The sequence below is a fragment of the Amycolatopsis sp. cmx-11-12 genome, from assembly GCF_046269425.1.
Classification (GTDB): domain Bacteria; phylum Actinomycetota; class Actinomycetes; order Mycobacteriales; family Pseudonocardiaceae; genus Amycolatopsis.
In genome coordinates, this window is sequence record NZ_JADNQM010000014.1 from 68,790 (window position 1) to 88,280 (window position 19,491).

The following is a 19,491-nucleotide window of genomic DNA, read 5'->3' on the forward strand; positions in this document are numbered from 1 at the left end:
CCGGCGTGCGCCATGCTCCGAATGCCGGGTATGGACCAAGGAGACCTCGCCCCGGACTTCACCCTGCCCGACGACAAGGGCCAGGACCGCACGCTGTCGGACTTCCTGTCCTCCGGACCGGTCGCGCTGTTCTTCTACCCGGCCGCGATGACCGGCGGCTGCACTTCGGAGAGCTGCCACTTCCGCGACCTGGCCGCGGAATTCGGCGAAGTCGGCGCACACCGCGTCGGGATCAGCCCCGACGGCATCACCAAACAACGCGAATTCTCCGCCCTGCACGGCTTCGACTACCCGTTGCTGTCCGATGTGGACGGTACCGTCGCCAAGCAGTTCGGCGTCTGGCGCCGGTTCAGCCCGTTGCACGCCAAGCGGCGCACCTTCGTCATCGACACCGACCGCAAGATCATCGAGGTCGTCAAAAGCGAGCTGAAGTTCGACGTCCACGCCGACAAGGCGCTCGCCGCCCTGCGCGAACGCACGACCAAGGACGCCTAAGCGATCAGCGAAAGCGCGGCTGTACCGTCGAAAAGCGCCCGCGAGCGGGCCGTGATGCCGGCGTCCCGGGCGGCGAGCGCGGAGGCGACGTCCTCCAGCCGCCGGGATCGCCGCAACTCCGGCATCAGCGCGCGCAGGGGCTCGACGCGGTACCCGGCCAGCCGCAGCTGACGCACGATCCGGGCGTCCCGCACCTGGGACGGCGTGTACCGCCGTGTCCCCCGCTGATCGCGGCCGGGGACGACGAGCCGTTCCGTGTCCCAGTGCCGCAACGTCGACGGACGCAGTCCGAGGGCCGACGCGAGTTCGGACACGCTCATCGAGTCCGAGCCGCGCACGTCTTCGATCGGTTCGCGGGAGATCATCCGGACGGCTTCCCTCGCCTCCCGCAGATCCGCGCGCTCGGCGTCGAGCCCGGCGTGGGCCGCGTCGAGGAGTGCGAGCACCTCGGCGAACGGGTCCCGGTGAAAGGCCCGGACGATCTTCTTGGCCTCGACCGGCCCCACCCCGGCGGCGAGCGCGCGGTAGGCCAGCGCGGAGCGGAGATGGATCTCCTCGTAGCTCCGGTACCCCGAGGCCGTCCGCGTCGCCGCCGGGAGCACACCGTCGCGTTCGAGGTTGCGCACCTGCTGGACGGAATACCCCGCCCGCCGCGCGATCGCCGCGGTACGCATTCCGGCTGATTTGAGACTTGGCACCTTCACTCCATCGAAAACAGGCTCGAACCCTCCATAAGCACTTTAATGTGACGCTTGAGCACATGACCATCGACGAGATCATCCGTTTCGTGTCCGGCCTCGACGGCGTCCTGGCCCTCACCCCGGCACCCGGCGACGACTGGCCCGAGCTCAGCTGGGGCGACGCGTTCTTCTACTACTCCCCCGACGGCGTCGTCCCGACGAACATCCAGCCCTTCGCGACGGTCGTGACCAAGAACTACCCCGGCGACGAGGCCTCGCGCCTGGACCGGGCGGACACCTTCCGCGTGAACATCCACGCCGGGAAGGACGAGTTCGTCCGGCGACTCGGCCGTACGCCTCGGGAAGCGGCCGAGACCGACGTCGATCCCGGCGCGGCCGACACCGTGCTCGCCCATCCCGTCTACGGGACCGCGGGCTGGCTGGCGGTGGTGAACCCGGCGTCACGGACCGAGACGGTCACCCGCGAACTGCTCGGCACGGCCTATCACCGAGCGCGTGCGCGCTACGAACGACGTGATCGCGATTAGGGCCGCAACAAGACGTCCAGCATCCGCAGCAATTCCCCCGCCCGGCGGCCACCGGCCGGGGCGTCCGGATAGCGCTTCAGGACGTCCGCCACGACGGGACCGGCGAGCCCGGCCATCTTCTCGATGTATCCGGCGCCGACGGCGGGATCGTCGCCGGCGTCGAGTTCGAAGGCGCGGGCCGCGTTGGCAGCGGCACCGAGGATGTGCGGGACCTGGGTCGCTTTCGCCAGCGGGTGCAGATACGCGGACGCTCCCGCGTGACCGGCGGCGCGGGCCGCGTCGAACGCGGCTTCACGACCGTTTTCCCGGGCGACCCGCGCCGCCCGGTGCGCGTCCAGCGCGGTCACCCGCAAGGCCTTCGTCCGCTTGCCCCCGGCCGCGAACCCGCGTGCCTCGTCGAGCACGGCCCGCGGGCGCGGGTCATCCGGGCACTCACGCTCGAAGATCACCAGGGCGGGCTCCGCGCAGGCCACGGAGAAGGCCGTGACCGCACGCAGTTCAGCCAGGTCGAGGTCGATCATGAGGTTCTTGTCCGCCGCCGTCATTCTCTCGACTGTATCGTTGAACCGCCGGTTGGTACTTCAGAGCGATGGTGGCAGGACAGTGGGCCGAAACCTTCAAACCCGTGAGCGGCTCAGGCCGGTCGATCTCGCGCGTGAGCACGGTCTGTCCACCCAGGCTGTCCGCAACTACGAGGCGGACGGGATCCTCCCCGCCGCCGAACGTAGCCCGCATGGATATCGCACCTACACACCGCTGCACGCGCAAGCCCTGCGCGCGTTCCTCGCCCTCGTGCCGGGGCACGGTCACGCGACGGCGTCGTCGATCATGGCGGCGGTCAACCGGGACGCGATCGAGGAGGCGCTCCGGCTCGTCGACGAGAGCCACGCCCAGCTACTCGACGACCGCCGCACCCTCCAAGCCGTCGCTGCCGCGCTCCGCGACCTCGAACCCGTGCCGCAGGAACGGGGCGACCTGTTCGTCGGTCCGCTGGCCCGGAAACTCGGCGTCCGGCCCGCCACCCTGCGCAAATGGGAACGCGCCGGCCTTCTCCGGCCCGAACGTGACCCGCGGACGGGCTACCGCGTCTACAGCGCGGCCGACGTGCGCGACGCCAAACTGACCCATCAGCTCCGGCGGGGCGGCTATCTCCTGGAGCGGATCGCGCCGCTGATCGAGCAGGTCCGCTCGGCCGGCGGCGTCGTGCCGCTGGAGACGACGCTGCACGACTGGCACACCCGGCTCTCGGCAAGGGGCCGCGCCCTGCTCTCCGGCGCCGCCGCTTTGGACGCCTACCTCGGCTCGCAGAATTCCTGACACTTTTGTGACAATGACACTTCCGCGCACTACGCGGGCAATTCACGTTTTACGCCTACGAAAGTAGGAGTGCCCCGGCGGAACCTACTTTCGGCGCTACGGCGCGATAGTCGGCCGCTCGTACTGTTCGTCGCGTCGAGATGAACCGCCCGGTCCCTGCCATTTCCGAACATATTCCGGCGGTTCGTCATTCCTCCTTATCGAAGGAAATTCGCATGCGAATTCGCGGACCCGTCATGCTCACTCTGCTGAGCGTCTGCGCCGGAATCGGCGCGCTCGCCGTCCCGGCGACCGCCGCTCCGGCCGCCGCCTACGACCAGACGATGCTCGAGACTCTCGCGTCCCAGCTCGGGGTCAGCCCCCTTCAGGCCGCGCAGAAGCTGGACCACGAGAAGAACCTGATCTCGTCGCTGGAGAGCATCAGAAACCGTGGCCTCCACACCGACGGCGCGTACTTCGACGACGCCGGCGCCCTCGTGGTGAACGCCGCCGACGCCGGGTCCGCCCAAGCCCTCCGCTCTGCCGGGCTGACGCCGCGCACCGGCGCCCGTGGCGAGAAGGCGCTGAACACCCTGTCCGCCACTGTCGGCAGTGTGATCGGCGCAGATGTCACCCAGGTGCAGTCCTGGGGCCCGGAACTCGCCGTCGACCAGGTCGTCGTCACCGTGCAGCCGGGCGCCGACCGCGCCCTCGTCCAGCGGCTTTCGGCGCTGTCCGGCGTGACCGTCCGGACCGGGGTCGCCAACGGCAACACCACTCAGGCCGACGTCATCCCCGGCCAGATCATGGACCTCGACCCCGGCACCAACTGCTCCCTCGGCTTCCCCGGCACCACCAGCGACGGCGACAACGTGCTGCTCACCGCCGGACACTGCGTCGAAGGCAACCCGGACATCCTCAACCGCAACGGCGTGCACATCGGCCGGGGCGTCGCCACCGAATTCCCGTCGGCCGACATGGGCCTGATGGACATCGACGACGAGGACACCGGCCGCGGCTACGTGGACACCCGCAAGGGCACCACGGTGCGGATCACCGGCAGCTCGAAGGCGCCGGTCGGCACCACGCTGTGCAAGGCGGGCAACACCACCGGCTGGACCTGCGGCAAGATCACCGCCTACAACCAGACCGTGCGCTACAGCGGGGAAAGCGTCGCCACCAGCGGCCTGGCCAAGTCCACTGTCTGCACCGAAGGCGGCGACAGCGGCGGTGCCTACATCGCGGGCAACACCGCGCAGGGCATGACCTCCGGCGGCCCGAACGACGGGCACGACTGCGGCTACAACCAGGGCTCCAACGCCACCGGCTCGTACTCCTACTACCAGCCCGTCGTGGACGCGGCGTACAACTACGGGGTCACGCTGACCCGGTCCTGACGCGTTATGCCGGGGAGCGGCGGTCGCTCCCCGGCCTCGTCGTTTCCGGTCTTGGCATGGACTGTGTGGATTTTGGGATGTTATCGCCTACCTGCTCCGGACCGGCCCGAGGTTGACGAGGCCACCCCGGCGCCGCCTGAGAAATCCGCATCACTGTGGTCGTCGCCACGAAACGGCAAAGGAAGCCTTCGACATATCAACGAACACGACATCAGGGTTTAAGAGCGACGCCCGCCAAACCGCGAGACCCCACCAAACCGTCCAGCTCAGGTAATTCGCTTTCAGACCGCCATTCCGGTAACCACACCAGGCCGGGCTCGACCAGCCGCAGTCCGGTGAAGAACGCGGCGATCTCCTCCCGCCCGCGAAGCGTGACGGCGCTGTTGGTCCGGCGGCGATAGGAATCGACGACGCCCTCAGACCGTTCGTGCAGCGCAGTGTCCTCGGCCGGGACATGGATATGCGAGAGCGCCATGAAGCTGCCGGACGGCAACCGCTCCAGGTATCCGCCGAGGGTGGCGTGCGGAGTGGTGTCGTCGGGCATGAAATGCAGCAACGCCACGGCCAGCAGGCCGATCGGCTGACCGGGATCGATCAGCCCGGTGTCGATCACCTGGTTCCACAACCGTGGGCCGTCGTGGAAATCGCCGTCCAGCGCGGTGTGCCGGGCCGGGTCGGCGGTCTGTTCCAGCAGGATCTCGGCGTGGGCCTGCGCGATCGGTTCGTTGTCGATGTAGACGACCCGGCATTCGCCCGGCGCGGCATCCTCGGCGACTTCGTGCACGTTGCCTTGGGTCGGCAGACCGGAACCGATGTCCACGAATTGCCGGATGCCCTGATCGACCATGTAGCGCACGGCGCGACCGAGAAACGCCCGGTTGGCACGCGCGAAATCCCGCATCGACGGGATCAGCCGTAGCTGTTCCTCGGCGAATCGCTGATCGACGGCGTAGTTGTGCACCCCGCCGAGCAGGTAGTCGTACACCCGGCCGACCGACACCTTGTTCACCGAATCCGCCAGCCGCTGCGCCGCGTCCCGGGCGCTCGCTTTCTCCCCCATGGGCCGAAGATAGCGGATCCGGCGAGAACGGAGTCTCGTGAATGGCAAGGACGGTTGGTGAGGGGAAGGGCAAAGGTGGCGCGCCTGCCCGCGCGGTCGCGACGAGAGCCGCTGCCCCCAATGCCGCATTGGAGACGCTCAGTGGCGGGTAGCGAAGGACTCTTTCACTACCTTCAGGGTAGGCAAGGAGGCCTTCGCGGCCAGGTGAAAGCGCGCGCAGGGGCGGCGGAACACCACCCGCGGCCACTCACGACCACCTTGTGCTCAAGACTTCAGGAACCGGACCAGTTCGGCGCTCACGAACTCCGGGTTCTCCTCGGCGAGCCAGTGCCCGGCCCGCGGCACCTCGACCGCGCGGGCGAGGTTGGCGACGCGGGGTGCCAGCGTCGCCTTTTGTGGTTCGAGCAGTCCTTCGGCGGTCATCAGCAACGTCGGAGTGGTGATGGGCTTCGCGCCGACGTTCGCGGTCGCGTCCTGGCCGAGCGTCCGGTAGAGCTCGAAGCCGCCGTGCAGGACCTCGGGCTTGCTGTAGGTCCTGGCGTATTCGCCGATCTCGGCCTCGTCGAAGGGCGACGGCGCCCCGGGCCCGCCGAAAGCCGTTCCCGAGTAGGCGACTTGGGGATAGAACAGGGAAAGGTACTCGCGGACGTCATCGCCGACGACCGCCTCGGGAACCGTTTTCTGCGAGTGAAAGGCGATGTGCCAGCTCAGGTTCCGGTAGGCCGTCGCGTCAAGCGCGGGGCCCGGCAGCGGGAGGTCGAGATAGGCGAGGTGCGTGAGGTCGCCGGGGAACTGCGCCGCGTACTGGAAGGCGACCGCGGCACCGAGATCGTGGCCGACGATCCGGGCGTCGCGCAGGCCGAGGCGTCCGGCGACGAGGCCGTGCACATAGCGGGCGAGGGTGGCCTTGTCGTAGCTGGGCGGTGCGCCGGTGCTGTCACCGAGGCCGGGGAGATCGAGTGCGTACACCGTGAAGTGTTCAGCCAGCGCGGGCATGACGCGGTGCCAGCCGTACCAGGTCTGCGGCCAGCCGTGCAGCAGGACGAGCGGCGCGCCTTTGCCACCGGTGACGTAGTGCATCTTCACGCCGTCGACGTCGGCGAATTCATGGCGGAACTGGTGCGCGAAACTCGCGTCGCCGCGGGTGATGTTCTCGTAGGGCGGGGCCTCCGGCGGCGAACCGCAGGCCGTCATGAGGACGAGGGCCGCGAGGAGTGCGGCGGCTCGGTGAAGCATGGAAGTCTCCTTTTCAGCGCCCGGTGGCGCCGTCGATCAGTTCGCGCAGGATGTCGGCGTGTCCCGCGTGCCGCGCGGTTTCCTCGATCAGATGAGTCAACGTCCAGCGCCGCGAACCCCGGCGAGGGCCCGCTTCGGCGAGGTCGTCCCATGACGCGATTTCGTCGTTCGCTTCGGCGATGGTTTCCCGGTAGGCGGCGAGAAGCGACGCCGTCGTGTCGTCCGGGGCGGGATGGAACGTCGCTTTCCAGTCGGCGACGTCGTGGCCGAGCAGCCAATGGCGTTCCACATGGGTCAGGTGTTTGACCAGGCCGAGCAGATTCGTGCCGGAGGGCACGCCGGGGACCCGGGCTCGATCCTCCGGCACCCCTTCGGCTTTGGCCGCGACGGCGGCACGCAGGTAGTCGAGGAAACCGGCGAGCACGTCCTTCTCGCCTGCTCCTGTCGACGGCGGCCCGGCGTCGCGTTTCCACCTCATCGCTCCCCCCGCCAAAGCACCAGGATGTGGTCGACGACGGTCGCGGTCCGGCCACCGGGGCCGGTGGCGCGCCGTTCCGAAGCCTCCGCGCGCTCGACCGACCACTCCACGGGATCGAGGGCCAGCTCAGCGGCCACTTCGAGTGGTGTGGGGTACCGAGCATCCTGGTCCCACGACCACGGTGCGGCCGAGCCGTGATCGACGACGACCAGCCGTCCACCGGGGTTCACCGACTTCGCGGCGGTCCGCAGCACGCTGGCCCGGTCCAGCGCGAAAGGCGTGTGGAAGTACTGCGCGGACACCAGATCGAAGGAGCCGCCGGGGAAGTCTTCGGCGAGATCGACGCGGAGGGCCGTAATCGGCTCACCGCGCGCTTGGAGCGAGCGCACGGCCGCGCCGGAGATGTCGACCGCGGTCACTCGCCACCCTCGAGCGGCCAGCCACATCGCGTCTCCCCCGCCGCCGCAGCCGAGATCGAGCGCCGCGCCAGGGGCCAGCGGGCCGGCTATCTCGGCCAGTCTCGCGTTCACCTCCGGCGTTCCGGCGGAACGCCGCTCGTAGAGCCCGTCCCAGAATTTCGTTGCGTTCATGGTCGCCACTGTCGCCTCGGGCGACGCGAACTGGCACGGAAACTTGCCGACCTGGCAAGATCGACGGCATGGCGGACGAGACGGACGAGGTACTGGAGGCGGTGGGGCCCCGGCTGCGCGTCTTGCGCAAACACCGTGGGCTGACCTTGGCCGAGTTGTCGGCGGCGACCGGGATCTCGGAAAGTACCCTGTCTCGGCTGGAAAGCGGCGGACGGCGGCCCACCTTGGAACTACTGCTGCCGCTGGCCCGCGTGCACGGCGTACCACTCGACGACCTCGTCGGCGCCCCTCGGACCGGCGACCCGCGGATCCATCTGGAGCCGATCCACCGGCACGGCATGACCTTCCTGCCGCTCACCCGCCGCGCCGGCGGGGTGCAGGCGTTCAAGATGCTCATTCCCAGCCGTCCGGAACCGGCGGAACCCACTCCGCAGACCCACGGCGGCTACGAATGGGTGTATGTCCTCAATGGACGGCTGCGGCTGGTGGTCGGCGACCGTGACCTGGTCCTGCCGCCCGGGGAGGCCGCCGAATTCGACACCGCGCTGCCGCATTGGCTCGGCTCGGCCGACGGTCGCGTCGTCGAGACGCTGGTCCTTTTCGGACCGCAGGGCGAACGCGCCCACGTCCGGCGCTAGTTCGTGCGCTGAAGCAGGAGCGCTAGAGCCAGTCGTGTTCGCGGGCGTACCTCGCCGCCTCGTGCCGGGTCTGGGTCTGCGTCTTCTGCATGGCGTTGGACAGGTAGTTGCGCACCGTGCCCTGCGCGAGGTGGAGCTGGGCGGCGATCTCGGCGACGGAATACCCCTCTCCGGTCACCCGCAGGACCTCGAGTTCACGCTCGGTGAGCGGACAGTCGTCGACGACGGCGAGTGCCGAGACGTCCGGGTCGATCCAGCGTTTGCCCTGGTGCAGTGCGGCGATGACGAACGTGATGTGCGAAGGTTCGGCCGCCTTGCTGACGAAACCCTGGACGCCGAGTTTGAGGGCTTTGCGGAGCACCCCGGGTTTCGCGTGCCGGGTCAGCATGAGGATGACCTGGTTCGGCCGGGTACGGCGAATTTCGGCGACCGCGCCGAGCCCGTCCACACCGGGCATTTCGAGGTCGATGACGAGGACGTCGGGCTCGTGCCTCAGCGTTGCCTCGACGGCCTCCTCACCGTTCTCCGCCTCGGCGAGCACGGTGATCTCGCCCTCGAGCGGGAGCAGCGCGGCCATCGCCTTGCGGAGCAGGGCCTCGTCGTCGGCGAGCACCACCGTGGTCATCGTTTCTCCAGTGCTTCGGAACGCCTGTGCGGGAAGGCCGCGGCCGTCAGGAACTGCCCGTCCTCCTGCTCGACCGTCAGTTCACCGCCGTCCGCGACGACGCGTTGTTCGAGCGCGGCCAGCCCCCGGAGCTCGGGCAGCGGCGCTCGCTGGGCGCCGTCGTTGACGATGGTGATACTCCACTCCGACAGCGTGATCCGCACCCGGGTCGCCTGCGCGTGGCGCAGGATGTTGGTCGTGGTCTCGCGGAGAACCTGGCCGAGCACCCTGCCCGCCCCCGGATCGACGTCACCCTCTCGGTTGATGCGCACGCGGATGCCCGCGGCTTCGAAGAGGTTCCTGGCGTTTTCCAGTTCGGCGGAGAGGTTGAGTCGCCGCTGCGCGTAGGCGAGTTCCTTCGTCTGGGTGATCGTGTCGCTGACGAGCGCGTGGATCTCCCCCAGTTCCTGCTTCGCCCGCTCGGCGTCGATGTCCACCAGCTTCCTGGCGAGCGCGGTCTTCAGTTTCACCACGTGGAGGGTGTGGCCCTGGATGTCGTGCAGGTCGCTCGCGAACCGGACGCGTTCCCGGATGACGGCCAATTCCGCCTCCCGCTCCCGCGACTCCTCGAGTTCGTGGACGACGTCGTAGAACCTCTTGTTGGGGAACATGAGCCCGAGCACGATGGCGGTGAGCGCGGCCGGGACGAAGACGAACTTGACCAGCTCTTCGGACACGTCTTCTTGCGTGACCAGCAGTCTCGTCGCGCCCACCGCCGCGATGTACGCGACGAGCGTGATCGCGGCCGCGATCCGGTGACGGGGAAGTTGGGGAACGACGAAAGAGCCCACGATAAGGATCCCGAAGAACGCCGAACCGCCGCCGACCACCAGCACGGAGAACGGCCACACGAGGGCCGTGACGACCAGGCACGGGATCGCGACCCGCATGAGCTCACCCGACGTCCACCGCACGAAGGCGACCATGGCCGCCAGCACGCTCGCGCTCAGGACGACCACGTGCCACCAGGTCCGCGCGTCCGACGCCACCACGATCACCCCGGCGACGGTGAACAGCGGGAGGAACATGGTGAGGTTGAGCTTGCGCAGCTTTCCCCGCGCCGGCTCGGTGTCCACATCAGACATGGACCCAGTATCGGCCCTCCAGTGCGGCGGGCAACAGTGACACCGCGTCATGGGTTCACCCCAACGAATGTCATGGGTCGATCATGACGTGACCGCACTGGCCGGGAAGTGCCCGAGACGTTGTGATTCAAGGCATGACTTCGACACCAGTGATCGACGTTGACCGCCTCAACCTGAAGTACGGCGACTTCCACGCCGTGAAGGATCTGTCCTTCCAGGTCGGGCGAGGCGAATTCTACGCCCTGCTCGGCACGAACGGGGCAGGCAAGACCTCGACCCTGGAAACCCTTGAAGGACACCGGACTCCGACGTCCGGCACGGTCCGCGTCCTGGGGAAGAGCCCGCGAGACCGCGCCGCCGTGCGGCCCAAGATGGGCATCATGTTGCAGGAGAGCGGGTTCGCGCCGGATCTGACGGTGAAGGAATCGATCCGCCTGATCGGGGCGCTGACCCAGCGCACGGACCGGCTCGAACGCGTGCTCGGCGTCGTGGATCTGACGCGCAAGGCGACCACGAAAGTGTCACAGCTGTCCGGCGGAGAGAAGCGGCGGCTGGACTTCGCGACCGCGGTGTACGGCTCGCCCGAGCTGGTGTTCCTAGACGAGCCGACGACCGGTCTGGACATCCAGTCGCGGGACGCGCTGTGGGACGCGGTCGACAAATTGCGCGAGGACGGTTCGACGATCGTGCTCACCACGCACTACCTGGAGGAAGCCCAGCAGCGCGCCGACCGCATCGGCCTGATGCACCGGGGCACCTTCCACCAGGAGGGCACGGTCGCCGAGCTGACCAGGACGCTGCCGGCCGTGATCCGGTTCAGCCTGCCGCCCTCGGCTCCGGCGCTGCCGTTGCAAGGCAAGCGGGAGCACGACGGGAAGTTCGTCATCGAGACCTTCGGCTTGCAGAAGGACCTGCACACGCTGCTGCGGTGGGCGCAGGACAACGCGATCGAACTGCGGGACCTGGAGGCGGGCCCGACCCGGCTCGACGACGTGTTCCGCGCCATCGACAACGACTAGTTACGCGTGATCAGGCGGCGATCTCGCGTGATCAGGCGGCGGTTACGCGTGATTGGACGGAGATCTCGCGTGAAGGCGTGAGATCTCCGCCCAATCACGCGAGATCGCCGTCCAGTCACGGGTAAGACCCGCAGGATCACGCGACGACTAGCCCACCTTTCCCTTTACGCAAAGGAATCCAGTCATGCTTTCGATAGCCCGTAGCGAGCTGATCCAGATCTTCCGGAACCGCTCGGTCCTGATCACCAGTTTCGTGATGCCCATCGCGATCTGCGCGTTCTTCGTCTATCAGCACGAAATCTTCGCGAAGATCGGCAGTCTCGGCTATATCGCGGCGATCGTGATGTTCACCGTGTGCGCCTTCGGCCTCTACACCAGCGCGGTGACCACGCTGGCGTCACGCCGCCAGAACCTGTTCCTCAAGCGGCTGCGCTCCACCGCCGCCGGTGACGCCTCCATCCTGACCGGGCTGGTCCTGCCGGTCACCGCCATCGCGCTCGTCCAGGTGGCCGTGATCATGACCGTGCTGGGCGTCGTCACCGGTTCACCCGCCAACATCGGCCTGCTGGTGCTGGCCGTCCTCGCCACCGTCGCGATGATGATCGGGCTCGGCCTCGCCACCGCCGGACTGACCAACTCCCCCGAGCACGCCCAGGTCACCACGCTGCCGGTGACCCTCGGCGTCATCGCGGTCGCCTCCTGGGTCGGTATCTCGGGCACCGACGACCTCACCTTGCTCAAGCGCCTGCTGCCGGGCGGGTCGGCCACCGAACTCGTCGTCAACGCCTGGAACGGCGGCGTCGCCGTCTCCGAATCGCTGCTCCTGCTCGCCCCGACCCTGGCCTGGGTCGTCGTCGCCGTGGCGCTGGCCTCCCGGCTCTTCCGCTGGGAACCGCGCCGGTGACCGTCCGAAGTGGACTTCCGTTTTCGTTGACCCGAGGAGGAAAACCCCATGCGTAAAGCCTTGCTTCCCGTTATCGCGGCCGCGTTGGTGACCGCGGCGACACCGGCGGTGGCCGCGGCGTCGCCCCCGCCGAAGTGGGGGCCGTGCCCGGCGGAGGCGGCCGGTCTCGGGCTGGAGTGCGGCACCCTCGACGTCCCGCTGGACTACCGTGACCCCGGCGGGAAGACCATCGAGATCGCGATCTCGCGCCTGGCGAGCGCCAAGCCGGAGAAGCGCCGCGGTGTGCTGCTGACCAACACCGGCGGCCCCGGCGGTGAAGGACTGGCCTATCCGGACATCCTCAAGAAGCTGAAGATCCCGCAGGAAGTGCTGGACAGCTACGACGTGATCGGGATGGACCCGCGCGGTGTCCACAACAGCACCCCGGTGACCTGCGGGCTGACCGTCGCGGAGCATCCGTCCAACATCCCGAGGTACGCCCGGAACTCCGCCGACGTCACGAGCGAGGCCCAGCGCGTCGCCGCCGCCGCCGCGAAATGCGGCTCGTCGGCCACGGCGTCGCTCCTGCCGCACATCACCACCGCCAACACCGCCCGCGACATGGACCGGGTCCGCGAGGCGCTGGGCGAGAAGAAGATCAACTACTTCGGGATCTCGTACGGCACCTACCTCGGTTCGGTGTACACCTCGCTGTTCCCCGAGCGCAGCGACCGGTTCCTGATCGACAGCGCGACCGGCCCCGGCGGCTGGGACGCCTCCTTCTCGCGGTTGTTCGGGCAGGGCGTTGAAGACCGGTTCCCGGACTTCGCGAAGTTCGCCGCCGCGAAGCCCGAATACGGACTGGGCCGGACACCCGCGCAGGTGACCGCGAAGTACTTCGAACTCGCCGCGCGACTGGACAAGACGCCGAGGCCGGACGGCTACAACGGCCAGATGTTCCGCCACGTCACATTCGCCGATCTCTACTACGACAGGAACCTGCCGAAGCTGGCCGAGACGTGGCGCGCGCTCGACACCGGGAAGCCCGTGCCGCAGCCCGCGTCCACCGGGCAGCCGCCCGCCGGGTCTCCGTACCCGACGGACAACTACATCGCCAGCCAGCTGCACGTGATCTGCAACGACTCCGACTGGCCGGAGGACGTCGGGACGTACCGGCGCAACGTGGCGATCGACCGGTTCCGGCACCCGCTGTTCGGCGCGGCGGCCGCGAACATCACACCGTGCGCGTTCTGGCCGTCCGAGCCGGTCGAACCGCCGGTGAAGATCACCGACCGCGGCCCGTCGAACGTGCTGATCGTGCAGAACCTCCGCGACCCGGCGACGCCGCTGGCGGGCGCACGGAAGCTGCGTGAGGCCTTCGGCGACCGCGCCAGGATGGTCACCGTGGATCAGGGCGGGCATCTGGCCTACCTGTTCAAGGACAACAAGTGCGCCAACGACCTCGCGACGGATTTCCTGGTCACCGGCGCGCGGCCGCGACACGATCTCGCCTGCGGGGCCCAAACCTCCTGAGGTCAGCGGCAGGTCCGATCCGCGGGGAGTTCACCGCTCAGCAGGTAATCCCGCACCGCCGCGTCGACGCACCCGTCGCCCTTCAGGAACACGGCGTGCCGGAACGCTCCCGCCACGGTCACCAGGCGGGAACCGGCGAGCGCCCTACGCATGGCGAGTTGCCCCGCGTAGGGCGTCGCGGGGTCGCCTGTCGAGCCGAGGAGCAGGGCCGGCGAGGTGTTGTGGATCCGGGTGGCGGGTTCGGCGGGCGCCACCGGCCAGAACGCGCACGGCGTGATGTTGCGGGCCAGCGGACCGAAGAGCGGCTCGGCGGCGCGATGGTCCTGAATGTCCCGGTAGTACGTCGCCGGGTCGCGGGAGGCCGCGCGATCGGCGCAGACGACCGGCGTCCCGGCCCGGTCGGTCGCGGCACCGGATCCGGTCGTCAAGCCATCGAGGAGCGCGGCCAGTGAGGGCGAAGGCGTGACGTGACGGCCTGCTGCGGCGTCCCGGAGTGTCCGCATGACGCCGACGAACTCGGCTTGCGAAGCGGGTCGATCGTCATAGAGGTTCGCGAAGAACAGATACGGCGCCATGTGACCGTCCACTGTGTACTGACCGACGCGCAACGGCCGCCGTTCGGCCGACCGCGCGACGTCCCGCACGGTCGCCAGGACCTCGTCCACGGTCTCCCCCAGCCCTTGCCCCGTGGCGGTTCTCGCCCAGTTCCGCAACGCCGCATCGAGCGCCGGAGCGGTCGGGCGGAGCAGACCCGGCCCGAACACCCTGGGATCCACGGACGAATCGAGGACGAACCGATCGGCCCTCGGGCCGAACATCTGGAGATACACCGCGCCGAGGTAGGTCCCGTACGACGCGCCGAGGTACGAGATCTTCCGCTCACCGAGCGCGGCACGCACGACGTCCATGTCCCTGGCGGTGTTGCGGGTCGACGCGGCGCGTAGCAACTCGTGATCGTTGCCCGAGCAGCCGCGCGCCAGCTCCTTCGCGAACGCCACGCTCTCGCCGAACGTCCTGAGGTCCGGCCCTGCCGAGCGGGCGAACGTGTCGGTCTTCCAGTCGCAGCTCAGCGGCGAACTGCGGCCGACGAACCGGGGATCCATTCCGACGAGGTCGTACCGGGCCGCGATCTCCGGCATGAGCGACCCGGCCAGCACCAACTCCCTGGCCGGACCGCCAGGCCCGCCCGGATTGAGCATCAGCGTGCCGCGCCGGCGCGCGGGGTCGGTGGCCTTCATCCGAGCCAGCGCGACGGTGATCTCGCGCCCCCTCGGACGACGGTAGTCGACCGGCACGACGACGTCGCCGCATTGCGCACCGGCCTTGTCCAACTCCGCGCCCAGGCCGTCTCCCGGACCGGTCGCGCAGCCGTGCCAGGTGAGCGACGGGGTCGCGGCGGCGGGCGTCGCCGGTATCAACGCCCCGGCGACGAGCAGCGCCACCGCGATGGCTGTTTTCCTTGGCAAGACGAACTCCCTGATATCAAAGGTTTTCTCGATATCAGGCTAGGGGCGTTACACCCGCGAGGGCGTCCGTCTCCGGTCGGACGCGTCTACCCCACTGGGGGGCTTTTTCGGGGTTTTGCGCCGCTCCAGCACCAAATCCGCGATGACCAACATGAGCAAGGGACCGAGCCAGGCCCCGATACTCACGGCGCTGTACCGCAAGAGCACTTCGTTACCGCCGAAAGTGGTGTCGAGCTGCGGTGTCAGGACGATCGTGGCCACGACGTTGATCACGCGGCTCAGCGCGATCGACATCGTGAGCGCGAAACTGCGGGACATCCACCGGCGATGGTCGGCGTAACGACGTTGCCGCGCCATCCGGATCCCGATGATCGTGATCGTGATCCACAGCACCGAACCGACGAGGTTGGCCACCCGCACGGACGGACCGGCCGGGGTGTTCCAGCCGATGTACAGGCCGAGCAGCCCTGCCGGGAGCGCTCCGGCGAAGACGTAGATCCGGCCGGTGATCCGGTGCCCGCGCCGGTAGCGGGCGCGGAACGCTGGCCAGATCTGGAAGCAGGCGGTGACCATGGCGACCGTGCCGAAGAGGACGTGCCCCACGAGCAGCGGGTAGTAGAGATCGTTCCCCGGCGGCGGTTCCAGCCGGGATTCAGCCGGGTCGAGCGTCAGATACGGCGGTACGGAAAAGGCCAGGAAGGCCACCGCCACCAGCATCAACGGCACGATCCAGGGGCGCCGCCACCAGCGGGGCGCATTCGACGAGGTCATGGTGATCCGTTCAGGAGAGACGACCAGAAACTATTTACACCATACACATAAACGTATGACGTACATAGTTTTAGGATGGTCAGATGGCGACACGCGACAGCAAGGACCCGGATCTCCAGCGCAGCCTCACGCTGCTGTGGGCCGGGCGCACCCCCGGTAGGCGAGGGCCACGACCGCAGCTCACCGTGGAGCGCATCGCCATGGCCGCGATCGAAGTCGCGGACACCGACGGCCTGGACGCGCTCTCCATGCAGCGCGTCGCGACCGAACTCGGCTACTCGACGATGTCGATCTACAACCACATCCCGAGCAAGGACCTGCTCCTCGAAGTGATGGCCGACTTCGCAGCCGCGAAACCGCCCGAACTCGACGACACGGACGACTTCCGCCACGCGGTCCGGCAATGGGCCTGCGCGCTCTGGGCCGGTTTCCAGACCCGTCCCTGGCTGCTGCGCGTCCCGCTCGACCACTCCCCGATCGGCCCCAACCACCTCGCCTGGCTGGACCGGCTGCTCCGGCCCCTGCTCCGAGCCGGACTCGCCCCCGGCGAGGCGAGGGCCGCGGCCTTGCACCTGACCGCCGTCATCCGCGGCGCGGCGCAGATCGGCATGGACATGAACAGCGCGCACAAGACCGACGGCGGCCGCCCGCGCACGGAAACCGAACTGGCGCAAGCGCTGGCCGAGCTCGTCGACCCGGCCGAATACCCGGCGCTGGCCGCCGTCCACGCCGCCGAGAGCACTGTCCAATCAGGACACGAGCTGTCCAGCGGCGGGACACTGCCCGCCGATCTCGGCTTCGGCGTGGACAGGTTCCTGGACGGCATCGACGCGTGGGTGGCGAAGAACGGCTGAGGGACTCGCTCAGGACACGAGAGAACGCGCGAGCGAGGTGGCCCCCACGCCACCTCGCCCTCTACACAACGTCCCGGGCCGGAACGGCGAGGCGTTCCGGCCCGGGACGACCCCCAGTCGCGTCGACCTCAGGTCACCGGTCGCGTTCCTTGGCGAACAAGGACTTCGACCACAGGTACCCCACGATCGAGAGCACGGCGCACCAGCCGACCGCGAGCCAGCCGCTGTTGCCGATCGGGGTACCGAGCAGCAGGCCTCGGATCGTTTCGATGACCGGGGTGAACGGCTGATACTCGGCGAACCAGCGCAGCCAGGCCGGCATCGAGTCGGTGGGCACGAAACCGCTGCCCAGGAAGGGAAGCAGCATGAAGACCATCGGGGTGTTGCTCGCCGTCTCGACACTCTTGGCGGCCAGCCCGAGCGCCACCGACAACCAGGTGAGCGCGATGGTCAGCAGCGCCAGCACGCCGACGGTCGCGAACCACTCGCCGACGCCCGCCGTCGGCGAGAAACCGACGAGCAGCGCGACCCCGAACACGACGGCCAGCGCGAACGCCGTCTGGATGAACGCGCCGACGACATGGCCGGTCAGCACGGAGGCCTTGCTGATCGCCATGGTGCGGAACCGGGCGATGATGCCCTCGGTCATGTCCGTCGCGACGGAGATGGCGGTGCCGAGGGCGGCACTGCACACGGTGATCAGCAGGATGGCGGGCGTGACGTAGCCGACGTACTCGGCGCGGCCGCCCGCGCCGCCGAGCCCGTTCCCGAGGGTGCCGCCGAAGACGTAGACGAACAGCAGCAGGAACACGATCGGCTGGCCGACCAGCATCAGGGTGAGCGACGGATACCGTTGCATATGCCGGATGTTGCGGCGCAGCATGGTCGCCGAGTCGCGCATCGACAGGGCAAGGGTGCTCATCGGGCCATCTCCTTGGTCGCTTCGGTCCGGTGACCGGTGAGGCTGAGGAACACGTCGTCGAGGTCCGGGGTGTGCACGGTGAGGCTGTCGACCGCGACGGCTTCGGCGTCGAGCCGGTCCAGCACCGCGCGAACGGCGGCGACGGTGCCGTCGGTCGGCACGCGGAGCGCCAGGCTCTCTTCGTCCGAAGTGGACACTTGAAGCACACGGGTCGCGTCACGCAGCGAGACCGCGTCGGTGAACTTCAGCTGCATGTGCCCGCCGGGCACGCGTCGCTTCAGTTCGTCGGGCGTGCCCAGTGCGACGACCCGGCCGCCGTCGAGCACGGCGACCCGGTCGGCGAGCTGGTCGGCCTCCTCCAGGTACTGCGTGGTGAGGAAGATCGTCACCCCGCCGGAGACGAGGTCCCGGATGATCTGCCACATCGTGCGGCGGCTGCGCGGGTCGAGACCGGTCGTCGGCTCGTCGAGGAAGATGACCTCGGGGTCGCCGATCAGCGTCATCGCCAGATCGAGTTTGCGGCGCATGCCGCCCGAGAAGGTGGCCGGTGTCTTCTTCGCGGCGTCGGCCAGTTCGAACCGTTCCAGCAGTTCGGCGGCGCGTTTGCGCCCCTCCCGGCGCGGCAGATGGTGCAGATCCGCCATGAGGAACAGGTTCTCCTCACCGGTGAGGAGATTGTCGACCGCGGAGAACTGACCGGTGAGACCGATCGCGGCGCGGACGCCGTCCGGGTCGGTGGCCAGGTCGGCACCGGCGACGGTCGCGCCTCCGGCGTCCGGGCTGACCAAAGTGGACAGGATGTTGACCGTGGTGGTCTTGCCGGCGCCGTTGGGGCCGAGCAACGAGAAGACGGTGCCGGGCGGGACGTGCAGGTCGATGCCGTCCAGTACGACCTTGTCGCCGTAGGACTTGCGCAGTCCGGTCGCGGAGATGGCCGGGTGTCTCATGTGGGTTCCCCTGGTGTGTAAGGACTTGCGAGTCAGGAACGGTGGACGGTGATGTCGCCGAGGGAGGTGCTGGCGCGCACTTCGAGCTTGTCGGTCGTGGCGCCGGGTTCGGCGGCGGAGTCCATGTCGTTGACGACGCGGCCGAAGGTGGTGTTCACGTCGAGCCAGGCCGCGGTGCCCTGACGGATGCCGACCTCGATGTCGCCCATGGCGGTCTCGAGGGTGAGCGTGCCCCTCGCGGCGTCGAGCACACGGACCGAACCGTTGGCGGTCTTGGCTTCCACCCCGTCCTCGGCCTGGTCGACGGTGATGTCGCCGTTGGCCGCGCGGACGCGGAGCGCGTCGCCCACCGTCCCGATCGTGGTGGCGCCGTTGGAGTTCTTGACCACGCCGGTGCCCGTGATCGCACCGATGTGCACCCGGCCGGAGCTCGTGCTGATCTCGGCGTTGCCTTCGACGTGGTCGACGATGATGTTCCCGGCCGCGGTGTTCAGGTTCAGCTCGCCGACGTGGTCGAGCTGGACGCTCCCGGCGCCGGACTTGAAGCGGCAGTCGCCGAGCCGCCCGGTCACCCGGAGGTCGCCGAGACCGGTCTTCCCCTGCAACCGCGAGCCGGCGGGCAGTTCGATGGTCACGTCGATCGACCTGGTCCGCTTGGAGAAGTCGAACAGGCGCATTTTCGGCGCCTGGACCGACAGCGTGCCGCCGGAGAACTCGACGACGGTCCGCGCCGCGGCCTGGACGTCGGAGTCGTCGTTCTTGTCGGACGGAGCGACCTCCACGACCGTGTCGGCCCGGTCCCCGGCGACGATACGGACGTCGCCGACGACGGGGTCGATGTCCACGAGAATGGGTTCCGGAGTGGCGAAAGTAGGCATGGTTGTCCCCTCAAAGGTGTGATGATCGGTGTTTGTACTGGTCAGGTAAGT

22 protein-coding genes are annotated in these 19,491 nt (G+C 68.6%); 9 read left to right on the forward strand and 13 right to left on the reverse strand.

The window, feature by feature from the left end; all coding sequences use genetic code 11:
* Window positions 1-30 precede the first annotated feature (30 nt).
* Window positions 31-495: a peroxiredoxin gene (locus ACLARN_RS20520; RefSeq protein WP_409493045.1), complete on the forward strand. Its 465-nt coding sequence runs from the start codon at window positions 31-33 to the stop codon at window positions 493-495.
* Here the strand turns inward: ACLARN_RS20520 and ACLARN_RS20525 are convergent.
* Window positions 492-1,193: a MerR family transcriptional regulator gene (locus ACLARN_RS20525; protein WP_409493046.1), complete on the reverse strand. Its 702-nt coding sequence runs from the start codon at window positions 1,191-1,193 to the stop codon at window positions 492-494. The genes ACLARN_RS20520 and ACLARN_RS20525 overlap by 4 nt on opposite strands.
* 62 nt (window positions 1,194-1,255) lie before the next feature.
* Between ACLARN_RS20525 and ACLARN_RS20530 the strand changes: the two genes are divergently transcribed.
* Window positions 1,256-1,723 carry a DUF6194 family protein gene (locus tag ACLARN_RS20530; RefSeq protein WP_409493047.1) on the forward strand — a complete coding sequence of 156 codons (468 nt, stop codon included), beginning with the start codon at window positions 1,256-1,258 and terminating at the stop codon, window positions 1,721-1,723.
* On the opposite strand, the gene ACLARN_RS20535 is transcribed toward ACLARN_RS20530, so the two are convergent.
* The gene (locus tag ACLARN_RS20535; protein ID WP_409493048.1) at window positions 1,720-2,268 is read right to left on the reverse strand and encodes a putative immunity protein; all 549 of its coding nucleotides are present in this window, start codon (window positions 2,266-2,268) and stop codon (window positions 1,720-1,722) included. The genes ACLARN_RS20530 and ACLARN_RS20535 overlap by 4 nt on opposite strands.
* A gap of 58 nt (window positions 2,269-2,326) precedes the next feature.
* Here ACLARN_RS20535 and ACLARN_RS20540 point away from each other — a divergent pair, with 58 nt between their 5' ends.
* Window positions 2,327-3,040 (forward strand): TioE family transcriptional regulator, encoded by a 714-nt coding sequence (locus tag ACLARN_RS20540; RefSeq protein ID WP_409493049.1) that lies wholly within the window; start codon window positions 2,327-2,329, stop codon window positions 3,038-3,040.
* A 215-nt stretch (window positions 3,041-3,255) separates the two neighbouring features.
* Window positions 3,256-4,416 carry a S1 family peptidase gene (locus ACLARN_RS20545; protein ID WP_409493050.1) on the forward strand — a complete coding sequence of 387 codons (1,161 nt, stop codon included), beginning with the start codon at window positions 3,256-3,258 and terminating at the stop codon, window positions 4,414-4,416.
* 211 nt (window positions 4,417-4,627) lie between these two features.
* On the opposite strand, the gene ACLARN_RS20550 is transcribed toward ACLARN_RS20545, so the two are convergent.
* The 4 genes from ACLARN_RS20550 to ACLARN_RS20565 all read right to left on the reverse strand — a co-directional run bounded on the left by ACLARN_RS20550 (window position 4,628) and on the right by ACLARN_RS20565 (window position 7,780).
* Entirely contained in the window at window positions 4,628-5,476 is an 849-nt protein-coding gene (locus ACLARN_RS20550; protein WP_409493051.1) for an SAM-dependent methyltransferase, read from the reverse strand.
* 264 nt (window positions 5,477-5,740) lie between these two features.
* A complete protein-coding gene (locus ACLARN_RS20555; protein WP_409493052.1) occupies window positions 5,741-6,712 on the reverse strand; it encodes an alpha/beta fold hydrolase in 972 nt (323 codons plus the stop codon).
* A gap of 13 nt (window positions 6,713-6,725) precedes the next feature.
* The gene (locus tag ACLARN_RS20560) at window positions 6,726-7,190 is read right to left on the reverse strand and encodes a DinB family protein (protein ID WP_409493053.1); all 465 of its coding nucleotides are present in this window, start codon (window positions 7,188-7,190) and stop codon (window positions 6,726-6,728) included.
* Entirely contained in the window at window positions 7,187-7,780 is a 594-nt protein-coding gene (locus ACLARN_RS20565; RefSeq protein ID WP_409493054.1) for a class I SAM-dependent methyltransferase, read from the reverse strand. The genes ACLARN_RS20560 and ACLARN_RS20565 overlap by 4 nt, the downstream gene beginning before the upstream one ends.
* Before the next feature lie 68 nt (window positions 7,781-7,848).
* On the opposite strand from ACLARN_RS20565, the gene ACLARN_RS20570 reads away from it, so the two are divergent.
* Window positions 7,849-8,418: a helix-turn-helix domain-containing protein gene (locus ACLARN_RS20570; protein WP_409493055.1), complete on the forward strand. Its 570-nt coding sequence runs from the start codon at window positions 7,849-7,851 to the stop codon at window positions 8,416-8,418.
* 22 nt (window positions 8,419-8,440) lie between these two features.
* Here ACLARN_RS20570 and ACLARN_RS20575 read toward each other — a convergent pair whose 3' ends face one another.
* Complete coding sequence (locus tag ACLARN_RS20575; RefSeq protein ID WP_184892688.1) at window positions 8,441-9,043, reverse strand: response regulator transcription factor; 603 nt, start codon at window positions 9,041-9,043, stop codon at window positions 8,441-8,443.
* Window positions 9,040-10,158: a sensor histidine kinase gene (locus ACLARN_RS20580; RefSeq protein ID WP_409493159.1), complete on the reverse strand. Its 1,119-nt coding sequence runs from the start codon at window positions 10,156-10,158 to the stop codon at window positions 9,040-9,042. Before ACLARN_RS20580 ends, ACLARN_RS20575 begins: the two co-directional genes overlap by 4 nt.
* A gap of 143 nt (window positions 10,159-10,301) precedes the next feature.
* Here ACLARN_RS20580 and ACLARN_RS20585 point away from each other — a divergent pair, with 143 nt between their 5' ends.
* The 3 genes from ACLARN_RS20585 to ACLARN_RS20595 all read left to right on the forward strand — a co-directional run bounded on the left by ACLARN_RS20585 (window position 10,302) and on the right by ACLARN_RS20595 (window position 13,602).
* Window positions 10,302-11,186: an ABC transporter ATP-binding protein gene (locus ACLARN_RS20585; protein WP_409493056.1), complete on the forward strand. Its 885-nt coding sequence runs from the start codon at window positions 10,302-10,304 to the stop codon at window positions 11,184-11,186.
* 184 nt (window positions 11,187-11,370) lie between these two features.
* Window positions 11,371-12,090 carry an ABC transporter permease gene (locus ACLARN_RS20590; protein ID WP_409493057.1) on the forward strand — a complete coding sequence of 240 codons (720 nt, stop codon included), beginning with the start codon at window positions 11,371-11,373 and terminating at the stop codon, window positions 12,088-12,090.
* A gap of 48 nt (window positions 12,091-12,138) precedes the next feature.
* Entirely contained in the window at window positions 12,139-13,602 is a 1,464-nt protein-coding gene (locus ACLARN_RS20595; protein ID WP_409493058.1) for an alpha/beta hydrolase, read from the forward strand.
* A gap of 2 nt (window positions 13,603-13,604) precedes the next feature.
* On the opposite strand, the gene ACLARN_RS20600 is transcribed toward ACLARN_RS20595, so the two are convergent.
* Both ACLARN_RS20600 and ACLARN_RS20605 read right to left on the reverse strand, forming a co-directional pair.
* Entirely contained in the window at window positions 13,605-15,068 is a 1,464-nt protein-coding gene (locus ACLARN_RS20600) for an alpha/beta hydrolase (protein ID WP_409493059.1), read from the reverse strand.
* A gap of 48 nt (window positions 15,069-15,116) precedes the next feature.
* Window positions 15,117-15,839 (reverse strand): DUF2306 domain-containing protein, encoded by a 723-nt coding sequence (locus ACLARN_RS20605; protein WP_409493060.1) that lies wholly within the window; start codon window positions 15,837-15,839, stop codon window positions 15,117-15,119.
* 83 nt (window positions 15,840-15,922) lie between these two features.
* Between ACLARN_RS20605 and ACLARN_RS20610 the strand changes: the two genes are divergently transcribed.
* Window positions 15,923-16,693 (forward strand): TetR/AcrR family transcriptional regulator, encoded by a 771-nt coding sequence (locus tag ACLARN_RS20610; protein WP_409493061.1) that lies wholly within the window; start codon window positions 15,923-15,925, stop codon window positions 16,691-16,693.
* Window positions 16,694-16,826: 133 nt separating this feature from the next.
* Here the strand turns inward: ACLARN_RS20610 and ACLARN_RS20615 are convergent, their stop codons facing one another.
* The 3 genes from ACLARN_RS20615 to ACLARN_RS20625 are packed head-to-tail and all read right to left on the reverse strand — an operon-like array spanning window position 16,827 to window position 19,440.
* On the reverse strand, window positions 16,827-17,615 hold the full coding sequence (locus ACLARN_RS20615) for an ABC transporter permease (RefSeq protein ID WP_076157578.1): 789 nt from the start codon (window positions 17,613-17,615) through the stop codon (window positions 16,827-16,829).
* Entirely contained in the window at window positions 17,612-18,562 is a 951-nt protein-coding gene (locus tag ACLARN_RS20620; RefSeq protein WP_409493062.1) for an ATP-binding cassette domain-containing protein, read from the reverse strand. The genes ACLARN_RS20615 and ACLARN_RS20620 overlap by 4 nt, the downstream gene beginning before the upstream one ends.
* Before the next feature lie 32 nt (window positions 18,563-18,594).
* Window positions 18,595-19,440, reverse strand: coding sequence for a DUF4097 family beta strand repeat-containing protein (locus ACLARN_RS20625; protein ID WP_409493063.1), 846 nt, complete (start codon window positions 19,438-19,440; stop codon window positions 18,595-18,597).
* Between the last annotated feature and the right edge of the window lie 51 nt (window positions 19,441-19,491).